The organism is Corynebacterium sp. CCM 9203 (assembly GCF_041357675.1).
In the GTDB taxonomy this organism is placed as follows: domain Bacteria; phylum Actinomycetota; class Actinomycetes; order Mycobacteriales; family Mycobacteriaceae; genus Corynebacterium.
The window spans coordinates 467,340-485,304 of record NZ_JAUERY010000003.1 but is presented as its reverse complement, the minus strand read 5'-3'; the positions used below and the strand labels follow the sequence as shown (position 1 = coordinate 485,304).

Sequence of the window (17,965 nt, the reverse complement as noted above, 5' to 3'; positions counted from 1 at the left end):
GCATGCCGACGTCCCCACTCGACCGCTTCCGTCCGGAGGTCAGGACCTGGTTCACGGACGTCTTCGCCCGGCCCACCGCAGTGCAGGAACAGGCGTGGGCCGAGATTTCCACCGGCGGGCATGCACTCGTGGTCGCCCCCACCGGATCCGGCAAGACCCTCGCCGCTTTCCTGTGGGCGCTGAACTCATTGACCGGACGTCCCAGACAGGCACTCCTTCCCATATCGGAGGATGCCGACACGATGCCCGTATCCACAGGCACCGACGGCTCCGGGGTGAAGGTTCTCTACATCTCCCCGCTCAAGGCACTCGGTGTCGACGTGGAGAACAACCTCCGTGCCCCGCTGACCGGGATTGCCCGTGCCGCAGACCGCCTCGGTGTCGTGGCGCCGACCATCACCGTCGGTGTGCGCTCCGGGGACACCCCAGCGAAGGAACGAGCCCGTCAGCAGCGCAACCCACCGGACATCCTCATCACCACGCCCGAGTCGCTGTACCTCATGCTCACCTCGAAGGCAGCGGGCACGCTCACCGGTGTGCGCACCGTCATCATTGACGAGATCCACGCCCTCGCGGGCACGAAACGCGGCGTGCACCTCGCGCTGTCCCTCGAACGCCTGGAATTGCTCACCGAGCGGCCGGTGCAGCGCATCGGGCTGTCCGCCACCGTCCGACCCCTCGAACGGGTCGCCGCGTTCCTCGGTGGAACCAACCGCGACGTCGCGATCATCGCGCCGGGCAGCGAGAAACGGTGGGAACTCGACGTCCACGTCCCCGTGCCCGACATGTCCGATCTACCCACCCCGGAACACGCCTCCACCATCGGGGACGCCGTCATCGACGATCCCGACGGCCTGACTGAACCACTGGACGCAACCAGCGACCCCGAACCGGCGGCGTCGACAGGTACTCCGCAGGAATCGGCGTTGCCCACCGCGGGCTCCATCTGGCCGTTCATCGAGACCGAGCTCTACGCGGAGATCACCCGGGCACGCTCCACCCTCGTCTTCGTCAACTCACGCCGCACCGCGGAAAGACTGACCAGCAGACTCAACGAGATCCACGCCGAGAAACACGACCCGGGGGCGCTCTCCGCACCGACCCGCAGGCCACCGGCTCAGGTGATGAAGTCCGTCGACGTCGCCGGGAAAGCCGACACGATCCTCGCCCGCGCCCACCACGGCTCCGTGAGCAAGGAGGAACGCGCCCGCATCGAGGAGCAGCTCAAATCAGGGGAACTCACCTGCGTCGTGGCCACCTCATCCCTGGAACTCGGCATCGACATGGGTGCCGTCGACCTCGTCATCCAGGTTGCCTCACCACCGTCCGTCGCCGCCGGACTGCAGCGCGTCGGCCGCGCCGGGCACACCGTCGGCGCTGTCTCCAGGGGCTCGTTCTATCCCCAACACCGTTCTGATCTCGTGCAGAGCGCGGTCACCGTCGAACGGATGCGGGCCGGCGCGATCGAGGAACTGACCGTGCCCCGCAACCCCCTCGACGTGCTGACCCAGCAGACCGTCGCCACCGTCGCCGCCCGTGACATCCACGTCGACGAGTGGTACGAGGCTGTGCGCCGTGCCCACCCGTACGCCACCCTCGCGCGCGAGGTGTTCGACGCCGTCATCGACCTGGCCTCCGGCGTGTACCCGTCCACCGACTTCGCGGAACTGCGGCCCCGCGTCGTCTACGACCGGGTCACGGGAATGCTCACCACCCGGCCCGGCGCGCAGCGGGTGGCCGTCACCTCCGGTGGCACGATCCCGGACCGGGGCATGTTCGGCGTGTTCCTCGCGGGCACCACCGGCGAGGGTGGTGGGGCGCCCCGCCGGGTCGGTGAGCTGGACGAGGAGATGGTCTACGAGACCCGGGTGGGCGATGTATTCACCCTCGGGGCATCGAGCTGGCGGGTTGAGGAGATCACCCGCGACCAGGTCATCGTCACCCCGGCACCCGGGCACACCGGCAGATTGCCGTTCTGGATCGGGGACCAGGCGGGCCGCCCCGCAGAACTCGGAGCCGCACTCGGTGCATTTCGCCGCGAGGTCGCCGCCGATCCGGCGCGCGCCGCGGGCCTCGGCCTGGACACCTGGGCGCACGAGAATCTCACGCGCTATCTCGCGGAGCAGGCCGACGCCACCGGAATCGTCCCGGACGAGAAGACGCTGCTGCTGGAACGCTTCACCGACGAGCTGGGGGACTGGCGCATCATCCTGCACACCCCCTACGGACGCGGGGTGAATGCGGCGTGGGCGCTCGCCGTCGGTGCGCGGATCGCGGAGAACACCGGCATGGACGCCCAGGTGGTCGCCGGCGACGACGGCATCGTCCTCCGCCTGCCCGACATGGACGGTGAACCCGGCGCCGACCTGTTCACCTTCGACGCCGACGACATCGAGGACCTGGTCACCCGGGAGGTCGGAAACTCGGCGTTGTTCGCCTCCCGGTTCCGGGAGTGCGCTGCCCGCGCGCTGCTCCTGCCGCGCCGCGCCCCCGGCAAACGGGCGCCGCTGTGGCAGCAGCGCCAGCGTTCGGCGCAGCTCCTCGACGTCGCCCGGAAATACCCGTCGTTCCCCATCATCCTGGAGACGGTGCGCGAGTGCCTGCAGGACGTCTACGACCTCCCGGCGTTGAAACATCTGTGCGCCGATCTCGGTGCACGTCGTGTCCGCATCGCGGAGATCACCACCGACCAACCCAGCCCCTTCGCCTCCTCGCTGCTGTTCACCTACACCGGTGCGTTCATGTACGAGGGCGACACCCCGCTGGCGGAGAAACGCGCGGCGGCTCTCGCCCTCGACCCCGCGCTCCTGGCGAAACTGCTCGGAACCGTGGAGCTCAGGGAACTCCTCGACGCCGGGATCATCGCTGAGGTTCACGACCAACTACAGCGTACTGCCGACGGGCGTCGGGCACGGAGCCCGGAGGAACTCGCCGACGTGCTGCGCATCATCGGCCCCGTCCCCGTCACCAGGGTCCACGAGCACTGCACCTTCGGTGAGCCCAGCACCGTCGTCGACCTCGCCCTCGACCACCTCCGCGACCGGGTCATGCTCGTGCGCATCGCCGGAACCGAGCACCTGGCGCAGTCCCTCGACACCCCGCTGCTCCGCGACGCCCTCGGTGTCCCGGTACCCGCAGGTGTGGCGGCGCAACCGGCCACCGTCACTGATGCACTGGCCCAGCTCGTGAACCGCTTCGCCCGCACCCGCGGCCCCTTCACCCTCGCGGATCTGGCGGACACCTTCGGGCTCGCGCCCGCCGCCGCACACACCGCGCTCCGCCAGGCCGTCACCGACGGAACCGTCATCGAGGGCCACTACCGTGCCGGGGTCGAGGGGCCCGAGTACTGCGCCGTCGAGGTCCTGCGCACCATCCGCAGTAGGTCGCTGGCGCTCGCCCGATCCCAGGCCGAGCCAGTCAGTGGTTCGACCTTCGCGCGTTTCCTCACCGACTGGCACCAGATCGCCGGCGTCGGCAGGCGGCCCGTGTTACGCGGTGCGGACGGTGTGTACACGGTCATCGAACAGCTCGCCGGTGTCCGCCTGCCCGCGAGTGCCTGGGAGACCCTCGTCCTGCCGGCCCGCGTCGGCGACTACACCCCGCGCCTGCTCGACGAGCTGACCGCCACCGGAGAGGTGCTCATCCTGGGCGCAGGCTCCGCCGGTACCCGGGACCCGTGGATCATGCTGCTGCCCGCCGACTACGCCGCGCAGCTCGCCCCGCGGACCGAGCCTCCCACGCTCACCGGACTGCAGGAGGCGGTACTCACCGTGCTGCGCCGCGGCGGCGGTTTCCACTTCGCCGAGCTGCTCGGGGAGGTGTCCACCCTCGCGCAGGATGATCTCGACATCGCCGTGCCGCGCGGCGTCGAGGCCCGTGATCTAGCGGACTCCCTCTGGGAGCTCGTCGAGCTGGGACTGGTCAGCCCGGACAGCTTCGTGCCGCTGCGGGCCCGCCTCGCGGGCACGACCTCCGGCGCCACGGCACACCGTGCGAAACGCAGGCCCACCCGCAACCGTCTGCGCATGGGGCGCACCCGCTTCGCGCAGGCCGAACGGGCGAACGCGACGGCGGTATCCGGCCCACCGGACATGGTGGGCCGGTGGGCCGCCGCCGTGACCCCGGCCACAGACCCGACGACCCGCTCCGTCGCGCACGGCGAGGCGTGGCTGGATCGGTACGGCGTGGTCACCCGGGGCAGTGTCGTCGCCGAGGACGTCACCGGCGGGTTCGCGCTCGCGTACAAGGTGCTGTCTTCCTTCGAGGAGACCGGCAAGGCGATGCGCGGCTACGTCATCGACGGCCTCGGCGCCGCACAGTTCTCCACGACGGCCGTCATCGACCGGCTTCGGGGACTGGCCGACACCCCGGACGTCGAGGGCTGGCCGTCGGGAACCACCGATCCGGAGGTGGTCCTGCTCGCAGCCGCTGATCCGGCGAACCCCTACGGAGCCGCTCTACCGTGGCCCGACTGCCCCGGGGCGCGTCCGACCCGTAGCGCCGGTGCTGTGGTGGTCCTGGCCGATGGGCTGGCGCTGGCGTACCTCACCCGGGGTGGCCGCAGCCTCACCCTGTTCCCCGGAATCTGCCCCGGCGGGGCGGCGGAGATGGTCGCCCTCGTGGTCGCCGCCCTGGTGGATGCGGTCGCGGCGGGGCGGATGTCCCGGTTCACCGTGGAGAAGATCGGCGGGGAACCGGCCCTCGAATCTCCACTGGTCGGGGCCTTCCGCTCGGCGGGTGCCGCGATCACCCCGAAGGGACTGCGGCTGGCCGGAACCTCCGGCACCGTCACTCCCCGGGTGGCGCGTACACAACCGGGGCGCTCGCTGGCCGAGGCCGCAGCCGATGCGGATGCCGCCGACATTGACCTCACCTTCGACGATCCGCCGCCCGGTGGCGGATTCCGCAGGCCCAGGCAGCCGGGGTGCTGAGGGGAGCCCCGGCCCGAGTGGGAACGGGGACCGGTCCAGTGTGGTGTCGGCACAATTCGGTCGAGAGCTCCTGCGTTTATTTCTTCCGGGGAGTGCGGAAGATGAGATACGCGAACACCGCGCTAAACAGCAGAGCGAAGATGCTCGTCGCCGCAGAATTCATGTCCCAGTTCTGCAGTACACCGAAAAAGACGAAGAAAATCGCGGCTGTTCCGATGAGCGTGACGACTGTTCTGAGAATCATCACTATTCTCCCTGTTTACCGTGTCCGTAGTTATTGTGATCCGCGCGTGGAGCTCCAACGGATGTGCCGCCGAGGATAACGTTGTTCGTGAATGTGTGGAGTTTCCCGCCCGTGGTAGGGGATTTCATCCTCCCATCTGCCCCTTTTGAGCTGGACACACCCTCGTGTGGGTCTGACGCCTACCCGGATTACGGTGAGCAACCGACGGGCAGTGGTTCTGTCCAGTTTGCGTAGGGCTTTCGCGGCTGATGGAACGTAACTGATCGTGTGGGGCATGAGCCTGGATCAGAGCCCGAGTTCGCGTTCAAGTTTCTCGTGGGAGACCCTTCCGGTCTCCTTTTGTGACTTGTCGGCTGCGGGGATCTCCGCCAGCTCTTCCATCGCCAGCACCGCCCGGTCGAAGAACTCGGGCGAGATAACGACGGCTCGGCGTTCCGATACCTCGGGACGTGATCTCTACCGGCTCATTCTGTGCGGCAGCGATGTAGTCGCTCTGATTGTGAACTGGGACAGCGTTACGGATGCCACATCACTGTGTACAACTTGTACACAGTGATGTGGGGTTATTCCGCCAGGCGAATCACCTGAACAATCGCGGTTCCGCACAATGGATGTCGGTGTGGCGACGGTAGTCGAACCCGTCGATATCAGGGAAGGGTCTACGGTGGGTGCATGACCACCATCGTCGATCCGGTGTAGTGGCCGGGTGAACCTTACGGAAGGATGGCCGTGGCATTCTGGCGGTGACACCGCTGGGTACAGGGAGAAGACTCTGGTTCAGCCCGACTGGACTACCACGGACCCGGCACCGGGACATGTAGCTGGTGATCGTGTGGAGCGTCGTGTCTCGCTTCTAAGGCGCTCCTACCCGGTACTCGAGGATCACCTGCACCCACAGGTTGATCAGGCGCCCCCGTGATCCTGAAAGGAGCCCCGTGCCCGAGGGTGATTCCGTCTACCAACTGTCCGCGCGGATGCAGTTCATGTGCGGACGCGAGGTGACCTCGACGTCGATACGCGTGCCCCGGTACGCCACCGTCTCCTTCACCGGGGAGACGGTCGGGGCGGTGTGGCCGCTGGGCAAGCACCTGTTCATGTCTTTCGGCGACCGGATCCTGCACACGCACTTGAAGATGGAGGGCACCTGGTCCGTGCACCGGAAGGGGGCCCGGTGGCGGAAACCCGGGCACGCGGCGCGGGTGGTGCTCCGGCTCAGTGACGGCCCCGACTGTGCGCCGATCGAGGTCGTCGGCTTCGACCTGGGCCTCGTGCAGGTGTTCTCCGCGTCCGAGTACCGGGAGCGGATGGGGTATCTCGGGCCGGACGTGCTCTACGAGGACTGGACTGAATGGGGACGGGATGAGGCGCGGCGCCGCATTTTGGTCCGCCCGGACCGGGCCATCGGTGCCGCACTGCTCGACCAGAGGAATCTGGCCGGGGTAGGCAACGAGTACCGCGCGGAGATCTGTTTCCTGTGCGGTGTCCACCCCGCGACGCCCGTGTCGGAGGTGGACGTGGACCGGGTTCTCGATGTGACCCGCCGGTTGATGTGGGCGAATCGCAGTGAACCGGTGCGGGTGACCACAGGTGTGAAACGTTCAGGGGAGACGGCCTACGTGTTCGGACGGAACCACCGCCCGTGCCGCAGGTGCGGGACCCCGATTGAGCAGAGTTTCCTCGGTGGCGTGGACCGGCGTGGGGACGACGGAGAGCTGGAGCGGGTCATCTGGTGGTGCCCGCACTGCCAGCCGGTTCCGGAGGGCTGGGTCGGCGGCGGTCGGTGACCCATGCTGTTCTCAAGGGTAAGACACAGTAAACGTACAGGGGACGGCCATAGAATGAGGGCATGAAACTCATCCTGAACATCATCTGGTTCGTCTTCGGCGGCGTGTGGCTGGCTCTGGCCTACGTGATCTTCGGGGTCGTCGCGTGCATCTTCATCGTCACGATTCCCGCGGGCGTCGCCTCCTTCCGGATGGCCAACTACGCGCTGTGGCCATTTGGTCGTTCCGTTATTGTCCCCGACACCGGGGTCAGTGGGCTCAATACCGTCAGTAACGTCATCTGGTTCGTCGTCGCTGGTTTCTGGTTGGCACTCGGGCACCTGACCACGGCGGTGACCCAGGCGGTGACCATCATCGGTATCCCGCTCGCACTGGCGAACCTGAAGATGATCCCGGTGACCTGTTTCCCCTTCGGTAAGCAGATCGTCGACAACGACCGGATCCCGGTCGGGTACCGCCCGATGGTGCAGATGTGAGTGGCTGAATGATCGGTGGCGGAGTGGGCTGTATTCTGGACAAACGGCCCGATAGTCGGCCCGTCGATGGTGGGGGTGAATCCTCCGAGGAGGTGAGCTACTGTGCGCAGTAATCCGGAGACCCAGGCGAAACTGGTCGAAGCCACTCGTGGGGTCATCGTCGCCCATGGCTTCGAGGGTTGCACGCTGGAGCGGATCTGTCGGGCTGCCGGCTTCACCCGGGGGGCGTTCTATTCGAACTTCACCGACAAGGATGATCTGTTCACGTTGGTCGTGAGGGGCGAGTACTCGCGGGTCATTGAGCTTCTCGACGCCGTGACCCGCGAGTGGGTCGCCGGGTTCCGGCCGGTTAATCGACTCGTGGGGTGCTCTGAGGAGACCGCTGTGGCGCAGTTGTCCGACGCTCTGGTCCGAACCCGCGAGCGACTGGGACTGGATCGCAGTTTCCTGATTCTGCACAATGAATTGCTTGCTCGTGCGGCGCGGGAGCCGGATTGGGCATTACAGTTCATGGAGCTCAACCGTGATTTCGTGGTCGGGGTCGGGCGTGCTCTCGAGTTGATGCTGGCCGAGGTCAACAGGGTTCCGGTGAAGCGTACTGAGGCGATCGCCCAGGCGGTGATTGGAATCACGATGCGTTACACCGGGGTGGCTGTGTGGCGGGACCGGCTGGAGGACGCGGAAGCGGAGCATCATCGTCGGGGGACGATGCTCGAACTGGATGACATCCTGGATCTGGTGCTCACCCTTCTGGTTGCTTCGTCGCGGCCGGTGGAAGAGATGATCCCCGAGGGATCTACGAACGGGGAATGACTCCGTCGGCACCTCGTTTGTGTCGCTTCATGCTTGTGGTTCACATCAGCGGGGGCAACCGTTCACGCGACCGGAGTGTCGGCAGATCCTCTTCTTCACCACGGATGCGAACAAGAACACATCGTCGGCTGGTGTGGCTGTGAGCGGGTGCGATACACAAATGTATCGCTTTGATACAGAAATGTATTCGACAGGCTAACCTAACTGTCTTACGCTCCAGGTAGACGCGGTCCGTCCTCTTTCCGCATGCCTTGGTGACTTCTCGGTCATCGATGGTGAGCATGGAGGTGGCCCGCCGAATGAAAGCCAGCACCGTCAATCCGAGTACGGCGGCGGGCGAACGCGACCGAAAAACCAGCTCCCATGGCCCCGGATTTCCGGGGTTCGCGATCGGTACCGTCCACCCCACCGCCGACGTTTTCCCCCGAGGAGTTCCATCAGTGACCACCACGCACGCCGACACCCATGACATCACCAGCTTCACAGCCGGTGAGACCCCACTGCATCAGATCTCGGATCCCGGAATTCTGTTCGCGGGGCAAGCATCACAGTGGGTCGAGGCACTCGCTGACAGTGTGACGGACTCCTCCACCGCACGTCTCCTGGATGAACTTCTGGACGCTGCGTGGCACCGCTGCGCGCCGGTTGCCCGGGACATCTCGATCATCGTGCCCGGTGCGCGGGAACGTCTGCATTCCCTTATCGGTGGGGCGAGTCCGGCGCGCCTTCCCCTCGACCGGGAACCGGCGGTTTCCGTGGCGGGCATCACCCTGGCACAGATCGGAGCGCTTCATCAGCTTGCGGATTCCGGAGTGGATCTGTCCTCCTGGCGCTTCGCCGGGCATTCCCAGGGAAGCATCGGTGTCGCTGCGGCCAAGGCCATTGCAGCCGGTGACCGTGGTCGTCTGGTCGACGTGGTTGCCTTCGCCCTCATCCTCGGTGCTGTGACCTCCGCCCGGGCGCGGGATCTCGACATTGCATCCGATGAGTCATGCATGTTGAGCGTTCGAGGCTTCTGCCGTGAAGGAATCGATGATGCACTTGCCGACATCGCTGATTCAGGGGTTGAGGTGGCACTGTGCAACAGCCCGCGACATTTCGTTCTCGCGGGTACATCTGAAGGACTGTCACGGGCGCGTGGTGCTCTCCTCGCCGCATCTGAGCGTCACAATGAGGGGATCATCGAGAAGAAGCGGGGTGGTTCGCTGATCGAGCCCGTTTTTAATGTTCTCGAAGTTGCGGCTCCCTTCCACCACTCCTCGATGGCTCCGGCCGTCGAACGCGCGATCGGGATGTCCGAGCGCTGCGATCTGGGTGATATCGAGGCGGGCGATCTCGCCCGGGGGATTCTGGTGGAGCACCATGACTGGGCCACGGAACTCTCCGAGTGCCTGGACCACTGCTCCCACCTGCTGGTCGTTGATCCGGGTGGGGCGCTCGACCGGATGACCCGTCCGCTGCTGCAGGGACGTGGCATCGCGGTTGTCGATGCTTCCACTGTCGCCGCCCGCGATCAGTTGGCGACTCCGGGTACAGAACTCCCTCAGGTCAGTGATTTTTCCCGTTTCGCGCCGAAGCTGCTCCGGTTGAGTGACGGATCGATGAGTGTCGAGACGAAGTTCACGACGCTGACCGGTAACTCGCCGGTCATTCTCGCCGGTATGACGCCCACCACCGTCGATCCCGGTATCGTCGCAGCCGCCGCGAACGCCGGTTTCTGGGCGGAGATGGCCGGTGGCGGCCAGTACTCGGAGGAGGTCTTCGCCAGCAACCGTGACGGCCTCGTCGAGAAGCTTGAACCGGGCCGGTCGGCGCAGTTCAACTCCATGTTCTTCGACCGCTACATGTGGAACCTCCAGTTCGGTGCCCAGCGCATCGTCTCCCGAGCCAGGGCCACGGGCGTGGCCCTGAACGGCGTGACCATCTCTGCGGGTATCCCCGAGGTGGAGGAAGCGACCGAGCTCATCACCACCCTCAACGCCGATGGTTTCCCCTACATCTGCTTCAAACCCGGTACCGTCGAGCAGATCCGTGCCTGTCTGGATATCGCACGAGCGAATCCTGACAGCCCGGTCATCATGCAGATCGAGGACGGTCACGCCGGTGGTCACCACTCGTGGGTGAACCTCGACGATCTGTTACTTGCCACCTACGCCGAAATCCGTTCCCACGACAACGTCGCTGTCCTCGTCGGTGGCGGGATCGGAACCCCGGACAAGGCGGCCCAGTGGATCACCGGATCCTGGGCGACCAAACACGGAATGCCCGCGATGCCCGTCGATGGTGTTCTCGTCGGTACCGCCGCGATGACCACCAAAGAGGCCATCACCTCGCCCCAGGTCAAGCAACTTCTGGTGGACACCCCCGGCGTCGATCCGGATGACGCCGGCGGCTGGGTCGGCCGTGGACAATCCCGCGGTGGGGTCACCTCGGGATTGTCCCACCTCCACGCAGACATGTATGAGGTGGACAACTCATCCGCCCGCTGCTCCCGGCTTCTGAGTTCCCTTGACACCTCCTCCGACGAGGCTGTCGCGGCCCGCCGTGATGAGATCATCGAGGCACTCGACGCCACAGCGAAGCCGTACTTCGGTGACGTCTCCGACATGACCTACGCGCAGTGGCTGCACCGTTTCGTGGAGTTGGCCTGGCCGTGGACCGATCCGACCTGGTCTGATCGGTTCCTCGATCTCGTGCACCGCATCGAAGCCCGCCTCGCACCCACCGACCACGGTGACATCCCCACCCTCTTCCCGGACCTGGACTCCATCACCGACGGTCCCGCAGCCGTCGAGAAGCTCCTGGCCCGCTACCCGGAGGCCACGGACACCATCGTCGGTGCCCGCGACGCAGCCTGGTTCATCGGACTCAACCGCAAGCACCACAAGCCGATGCCGTGGGTACCGGCCATCGATGCCGACATCGCCCGCTGGTGGGGTCTCGACACTCTGTGGCAGGCGCAGGACCCGCGCTACGACGCCGACAAGGTCCGCTGCATCCCGGGACCGGTTTCCGTCGCGGGCATCGACCGTGTCGACGAGCCCGTCGCCGAACTCCTCGGCCGCTTTGAGGCCGCCTGTGTGGAAAACCTGCGTGAGCAGGACGCTCCCGTGCACGAGGTGTTCTCCCGGCTGGCATCCGCCGAGACCGCACGCGATTTTCTATTGGCGGCCCCGCACATCGTGTGGCACGGTCACCTCATCGACAATCCCGCTCACGTCCTCGACTCCGATGCTTTCGAACTGATTGAACCGGACACCGACGGTGACCCCTGGACGATCCGCATCCTCTGCGACTCCTACTGGGACGGGCTCGAGGGCGAGCACCCCTTCGTCATCGAATACGTCGACATCCCTGTGCTGCTCGGTGACTCATGCGCCACCGGTGCGGTCCCCGTGGTCTCCCGGGAGCACCTCCCCGACAGCGTCTATGCTCTGCTCGCCGGTGTCGCCGGTGTCGGTTCAACCTCCGCGGCCGGTGACGACATCACCGATCTTCCCCGAGTTCATGAGGATGAGGGTTCGGCATTCGGTGTCGTCCGGGACTCCTTCACACTGCCCGCGCATCTGTTCACCGCGCATACCGCGGTCACCGGTGCAGCGCTCACCGGTGTCCGTACCGCGCCCGGTACCGCGGACGCCCTCGTCGGTCCCTGCTGGCCCGCGATCTACACCGCCCTCGGCTCCGGCAAGCTCTCTGACGGATACCCCGTCATCGAGGGGCTGCTCAACGCGGTGCACCTCGATCACTGCGTGGATCTCCGGGTACCATTGTCCGAGCTTCGTGACGGCACCGACCGGAACATCCACGTCGAGGCACGCACCCGTCCCTTCGATGAGTCCGCATCCGGCCGTATCGTCACCGTCGACCTCGTTCTCCGTCACGGCGAGACCGTCATCGCGACGATGATCGAGCGCTTCGCCATCCGCGGGCGTGTGACCACCACCGATCCTGCACCGGCGGCCCCGGACTTCGGTGGGGTCGAAGTGGCGATCACAGACACTCCGCGCAGCTTCGTCCGCCGCGCTACGGTGACTGCACCAGGGGATATGACTCCGTTCGCCGTGGTTTCCGGCGACTACAACCCGATCCATACCTCCACCAACGCGGCCCGTCTCGTCGGCCTCGATGCACCGCTCGTGCACGGGATGTGGCTCTCGGCCACCGCCCAACATCTCGCTACTGCCACCGAGCCGGGTTCTCGTCCCGCGCGCCTGATTGGTTGGACGTACTCGATGTATGGCATGGTGCAACTCGACGATGTCGTGGAAATCACTGTCGAGCGGGTTGGACGCAGCGGCCCGAACCCAGCACTGGAGGTGACCTGCCGCATTGATGGTGTGGTGGTCTCTCGTGGTCAGGCTCTTCTCGACGCCCCGACCACCGCCTACGTCTATCCCGGCCAAGGCATCCAGGCCAAGGGAATGGCTAGCGCGGACCGTGCCGCCTCTGCCGCGTCCCGTGCCGTGTGGCAGCGGGCCGACGAGCACACCCGCGCTGCACTCGGGTTCTCCATCATCCAGGTCGTTGACGACAATCCCGTCGAGTTGAAGGTGGGGGAGACCGTCTACCGACACCCCAAGGGTGTGCTCTATCTCACACAGTTTACCCAGGTTGCTCTCGCTGTCGTGGCGTACGGACAGACCGAGCGGCTGCGTCACGAAGGTCTGCTCGTTCCCGGTTCTATGTACGCCGGGCATTCCCTCGGCGAGTACACCTCGCTGGCATCGACCGCCGGGATCTTCGAGCTCGAGGGCGTCATCGACATCGTCTTCTCCCGCGGTTCCGCCATGCACTCCCTCGTCCCCCGCGACGAGCGGGGCCGTTCCAACTATGGTCTCGGTGCGCTGCGCCCCAACCAGTTCGGCGTGGACGATGACGCGGTCATCGACTACGTGCGTTCCATCGCTGATGCCTCGGGTGAGTTCCTGGAGATCGTGAACTTCAACGTCGCCGGCCAGCAGTACGCCGTGGCCGGAACCCTCGCGGGACTGAAGGCACTGGAGGCGGACTCCTCCGCCCGTGCCGAGGCCGCGGGTGGACGCCGGGCGTTCATCCCGATTCCCGGTATCGACGTACCCTTCCATTCCTCGGTACTCCGCCCCGGTGTCGCCGCATTCGCGGAGAAACTCGACGCCCTGCTCCCCACCGATCTCGACATTGACGCGCTCGTGGGCCGCTACATCCCGAACCTCGTGGCGCGTCCCTTCGAACTGACCCGCGACTTCGCGGAGTCCATCCTGGAGGTCGTTCCCGCAGAACCGCTCCGGGAACTGCTCGGACAGGACGGCGCATTCGAGGGCCTCGCTGACACCGATCCGAAAGCGCTCGCCCGACTGCTGCTCATCGAGCTTCTGTCCTGGCAGTTCGCCTCCCCGGTCCGATGGATCGAGACCCAGGCCCTGCTCCTCGGAAAGAACGGCGTTGAGCGTGTCGTCGAAGTGGGACTGGCGTCCTCCCCGACACTGGCGAATCTCCTGGCCCGCACCCTTGAACTGCCGCAGTTCGCCACCGCGAACACCTCGGTGTACAACCTGGAGCGTGACGAGCCGACGGTCTACCTGACTGATCAGCAGGACGCTCCCGCGACCGATACCGCCGATGATGACGAGGTTGACGCCGGTACGGATGAACCCGCGGGCGTGGCCCCCGGTACCGAAGCCGCTACCCCGGACACTGTACCGGCCACCGCTGAAGTCGCGGCCGTTGCGGCGAGCCCCGCACCGGCGGGAGGCCAACCGGCGGCTGGTCCCGCACCGGAGCTGACCTTCACCGCCGCCGACGCCATCATCACGCTGTTCGCCGCGCAGAACAAGCTCCGCCCCGAGCAGATCACCGGAACCGACACCACCGAAACCCTTACCAACGGGGTGTCCTCCCGCCGGAACCAGCTCCTGATGGACATGGCCGCCGAACTCGGCGTCCCCACCATCGACGGTGCCGCTGAAGCCGATGTCACGACGCTGAAATCCCGCGTCACCACCGCGGCCCCCGGTTACACGCCCTTCGGTCCGGTGCTCTCCGAACTGACCGGTGCCCGACTGCGCACCCTCGCGGCGCAGGCCGGTTCCAAGGCATCCCGCATCGGCGACCGGGTTACCGGAACCTGGAGCCTCCCCGCCACCTGGGTTGCCCCCGTCGAGGTCGAACTCGTTCTGGGAACCCGTACCGAGGAATCGGTGCGGGGCGGTGAACTGGGAACCCTGCCCGGCTCCCAGCCGACCTCTGCAGCCGACTTCGACACGCTCATCGACGCTGCCGTCCGCGCAGTCGCCGCAGCCAACGGCGTGGAGGTCTCTCTCGGAGGTGGTTCCGCATCCGGCGGCGGCGGAGTGGTCGACTCCGCGGCACTCGACGCGTACGCCGATACCGTCACCGGGCCCGAGGGTGTTCTCGCAGAGACCGCCCGTGCGATCCTCGACAAGCTCGGACTCACCCCGCAGCCGGAGGCACCTGACGCCGAGACGGCGGACGGCTCTCTGCTCGAAGCGGTGGAAGCGGAACTCGGCCCGCAGTGGCTGAAACTCGTCACCCCCGCCTTCGACGCGACCCGCGCGGTGCTCTTCGACGACCGCTGGGCCGTTGCCCGCGAGGAGCTCGCCCGCATCGCGGTGGGTGCCGCAGCCGTCGACACCGCCGACAGCGCGGGAATCCTCGCCCGTTTCACCGGAACCGGGAAGACCGTCGCCGGGCAGGCCCGCTGGTGGGCGGAGCACACCGATGATGCGTCACGACGTGACCTGCTCACCCGCATCGCCGAGGCAGCCACCGGGGATTCCACGCCGGAATTCGACGGGGAGGTTGCACTGGTCACCGGTGCCGCTCCCGGTTCCATCGCCGGCTCCATCGTCGCCGGTCTCCTGGAGCGCGGCGCAACGGTCATCATGACCGCATCCCGCGCCTCCCAGGATCGTAAGGAATACGCGCGTAGCCTCTACGCCGAGCACGCCACCGCCGGTGCCCGGCTCTGGCTGGTTCCCGCCAACATGTCCTCCTTCCGTGACGTCGATTCCCTGATCGACTGGATCGGCACCGAGGAGAAGGTCACCGTCGGCGAGAAGGTCACCGTGACCAAACCCGCGCTCATCCCGACGCTCGCATTCCCGTTCGCCGCCCCCAGGGTCTCCGGATCGCTCGCCGATGCCGGAGGCGCCGCCGAGAATCAGGCCCGACTGCTGCTCTGGTCCGTCGAACGCACCATCGCCGGGCTCGCCCGACTCGCGGCGACCGGCTCCGTCGGCACCCGCGCCCACGTCGTGCTGCCCGGTTCCCCGAACCGGGGCACCTTCGGCGGTGACGGAGCATACGGTGAGGTCAAGGCCGCCTTCGACGCGATCCTCGCCAAGTGGCAGTCTGAAACCGGCTGGCCCGAGTACATCAGTCTCGCGCAGGCACGCATCGGTTGGGTCTCCGGAACCAATCTCATGGGCGGCAATGACCTCCTCGTGCCCGCCGCGGAGAAGGCCGGTATCCACGTCTACACGCCCGACGAGATCACCGGCGACCTGCTTGCACTCGCGACCTCCGACGCCCGCGAGCGCGCCACCCGCGCACCGCTCGACATCGATCTCACCGGCGGTCTCGCCGACGCCGAGGTATCCCTGCCCGAACTCGCCCGCAGCATCGACCGCGATGCTCTCGCCGCCGCAGCAGCCGGCGCCGATGACGGGGCGGACACGGTCGCCACGATCCGTGCCCTGCCCACCCCGGCCCGCCGCGCCCAGCCGCAGCCGGTCGACATCGGCGAGGTGACCACCGACCTCGAGGACCTCATCGTCATCGTCGGCGTCGGGGAAGTCTCCTCCTGGGGTTCGGGCCGTACCCGCACCGAAGCCGAGTACGGGATCCACCGTGACGGCAGCGTCGATCTGACCGCCGCCGGTGTCATGGAACTCGCGTGGATGATGGGACTCATCACCTGGGCCGAGGACCCCACCCCCGGCTGGTACGACGATTCCGGTGCGGCCGTCGCCGAAGAGGATATCTACGACCGCTTCCGCGACGAAGTGGTCGCGCGCTCCGGTATCCGTACCTTCGTCGATGACTTCACCCTCGTCGATCAGGGTTCTGTCGACCTCGCGACCGTCTACCTCGACCGCGACATCGAATTCACCGTCGCAAGTGAATCCGAGGCCCGCGACTACCTCGACGCCGATCCCGCCACCACCCGAATCTCCGTCAACGACGACGGCGAATGGACGGTACACAAGTCGAAGGGCGCACGTGCCTCGATCCCGCGCCGGGCGTGCCTCACCCGCACCGTCGGCGGCCAGATGCCCACCGGCTTCGACCCCGCCCACTGGGGTATCCCCGCCTCCATGATCGACGGCCTCGACCGGATCGCCTGCTGGAACCTCGTCACCGCCGTTGACGCGTTCCTCACCAGCGGGTTCACCCCGGCCGAACTGCTCACCGCCGTGCACCCCGGTGACGTTGCCTGCACCCAGGGCACCGGCATCGGCGGCATGGAATCCCTGCACAAGGTGTTCGTCTCCCGCTTCCTCGGCGAGGACCGGCCCAGCGACATCCTGCAGGAGGCCCTGCCCAACGTCGTCGCAGCCCACGTCATGCAGTCATGGGTCGGTGGGTATGGTGCCATGATCCACCCCGTCGCCGCCTGCGCCACCGCAGCGGTCTCCTTGGAGGAGGGCGTGGACAAGATTCGCGTCGGCAAGGCGGAGGTCGTCGTCACCGGCGGTATCGACGACATCAGCGTCGAATCGCTCACCGGCTTCGGCGACATGAACGCCACCGCCCGTTCCCAGGCGATGGCCGACAAGGGCATCGACGAGCGCTTCTACTCCCGCGCCAACGACCGTCGCCGCGGCGGCTTCGTCGAGGCCGAGGGCGGCGGTACCGTCATCATCGCGCGCGGTGACGTTGCGGCGAAGCTCGGCCTGCCCGTGCTTGCCGTCGTCGCCCACGCACAGAGCTACGCCGACGGTGCGCACACCTCGATCCCGGCACCCGGGCTCGGTGCGCTCGGCGCCGCCCGGGGCGGGGAACGTTCCGCCCTGGCCCGCAACCTCCAGGGCATCGGCCTCACGCCGGACGATGTGCGCGTGGTGTCCAAGCATGACACCTCCACCAACGCCAACGATCCCAACGAGTCCGAACTGCACTCCCAGTTGTGGGCGGCTCTCGGCCGAGGCACGGACAACCCCATGTTCGTGGTCTCCCAGAAGACGCTCACCGGTCACGCAAAGGGTGGTGCGGCGCTCTTCCAGATCGGTGGACTGACCCACATCCTGGCGACCGGTAAGCTGCCCGCCAATGCGGCCCTCGACTGCGTCGACCCCGCGATCGCTCCAAAGGCCACGAACTTGGTGTGGCTGCGCCAGCCACTCGACCTCGGGGTCGGGGGAGTGAAGGCCGGGGTGCTCACTTCACTCGGCTTCGGGCACGTCTCCGCCGTCGTGGTACTCGCGCACCCGACCTGCTTCGAGAAAGCGCTTGCCAATGCCGGCTATGACGTGGACGAGTGGCGCCAGCGCGCAAGCACCCGCCTGCAGGCCGGTGTCCGCAGGCTGGAGGCCGGCATGATCGGCCGGGCACCGCTCTACGAGGTACCCGTCGGGCGCCGACTTCCGGAGAAGGGCGGACATGAGGCGGAGATCAACCTGATCCTCGATCCGAGCGTGCGTCTCGGTGCGGACGGAGTGTTCCCGCAGTCCTGATGCTGTGACCTGCTGACGTGATGGACCCCGGCTTTTGGCC

At 66.8% G+C, this 17,965-nt stretch carries 6 protein-coding genes; 5 read left to right on the top strand and 1 reads right to left on the bottom strand.

Annotation, left to right across the window (positions count from 1 at the left end; translation table 11 throughout):
* The first annotated feature begins 2 nt into the window (after positions 1-2).
* Complete coding sequence (locus QWU44_RS08860; protein WP_370915310.1) at positions 3-4,931, top strand: DEAD/DEAH box helicase; 4,929 nt, start codon at positions 3-5, stop codon at positions 4,929-4,931.
* A 76-nt stretch (positions 4,932-5,007) separates the two neighbouring features.
* Here QWU44_RS08860 and QWU44_RS08855 read toward each other — a convergent pair whose 3' ends face one another.
* Positions 5,008-5,175 (bottom strand): hypothetical protein, encoded by a 168-nt coding sequence (locus QWU44_RS08855; protein ID WP_267173503.1) that lies wholly within the window; start codon positions 5,173-5,175, stop codon positions 5,008-5,010.
* A 935-nt stretch (positions 5,176-6,110) separates the two neighbouring features.
* Between QWU44_RS08855 and QWU44_RS08850 the strand changes: the two genes are divergently transcribed.
* The 4 genes from QWU44_RS08850 to QWU44_RS08835 all read left to right on the top strand — a co-directional run bounded on the left by QWU44_RS08850 (position 6,111) and on the right by QWU44_RS08835 (position 17,925).
* Positions 6,111-6,959: a DNA-formamidopyrimidine glycosylase family protein gene (locus QWU44_RS08850; protein ID WP_370915309.1), complete on the top strand. Its 849-nt coding sequence runs from the start codon at positions 6,111-6,113 to the stop codon at positions 6,957-6,959.
* Between the two features lie 62 nt (positions 6,960-7,021).
* Positions 7,022-7,435 carry a YccF domain-containing protein gene (locus QWU44_RS08845; protein WP_370915308.1) on the top strand — a complete coding sequence of 138 codons (414 nt, stop codon included), beginning with the start codon at positions 7,022-7,024 and terminating at the stop codon, positions 7,433-7,435.
* A gap of 102 nt (positions 7,436-7,537) precedes the next feature.
* Positions 7,538-8,248 (top strand): TetR/AcrR family transcriptional regulator, encoded by a 711-nt coding sequence (locus QWU44_RS08840; protein ID WP_370915307.1) that lies wholly within the window; start codon positions 7,538-7,540, stop codon positions 8,246-8,248.
* A 299-nt stretch (positions 8,249-8,547) separates the two neighbouring features.
* Positions 8,548-17,925, top strand: coding sequence for a fatty acid synthase subunit beta domain-containing protein (locus tag QWU44_RS08835; RefSeq protein WP_370915306.1), 9,378 nt, complete (start codon positions 8,548-8,550; stop codon positions 17,923-17,925).
* The last annotated feature ends 40 nt before the right edge of the window (positions 17,926-17,965 follow it).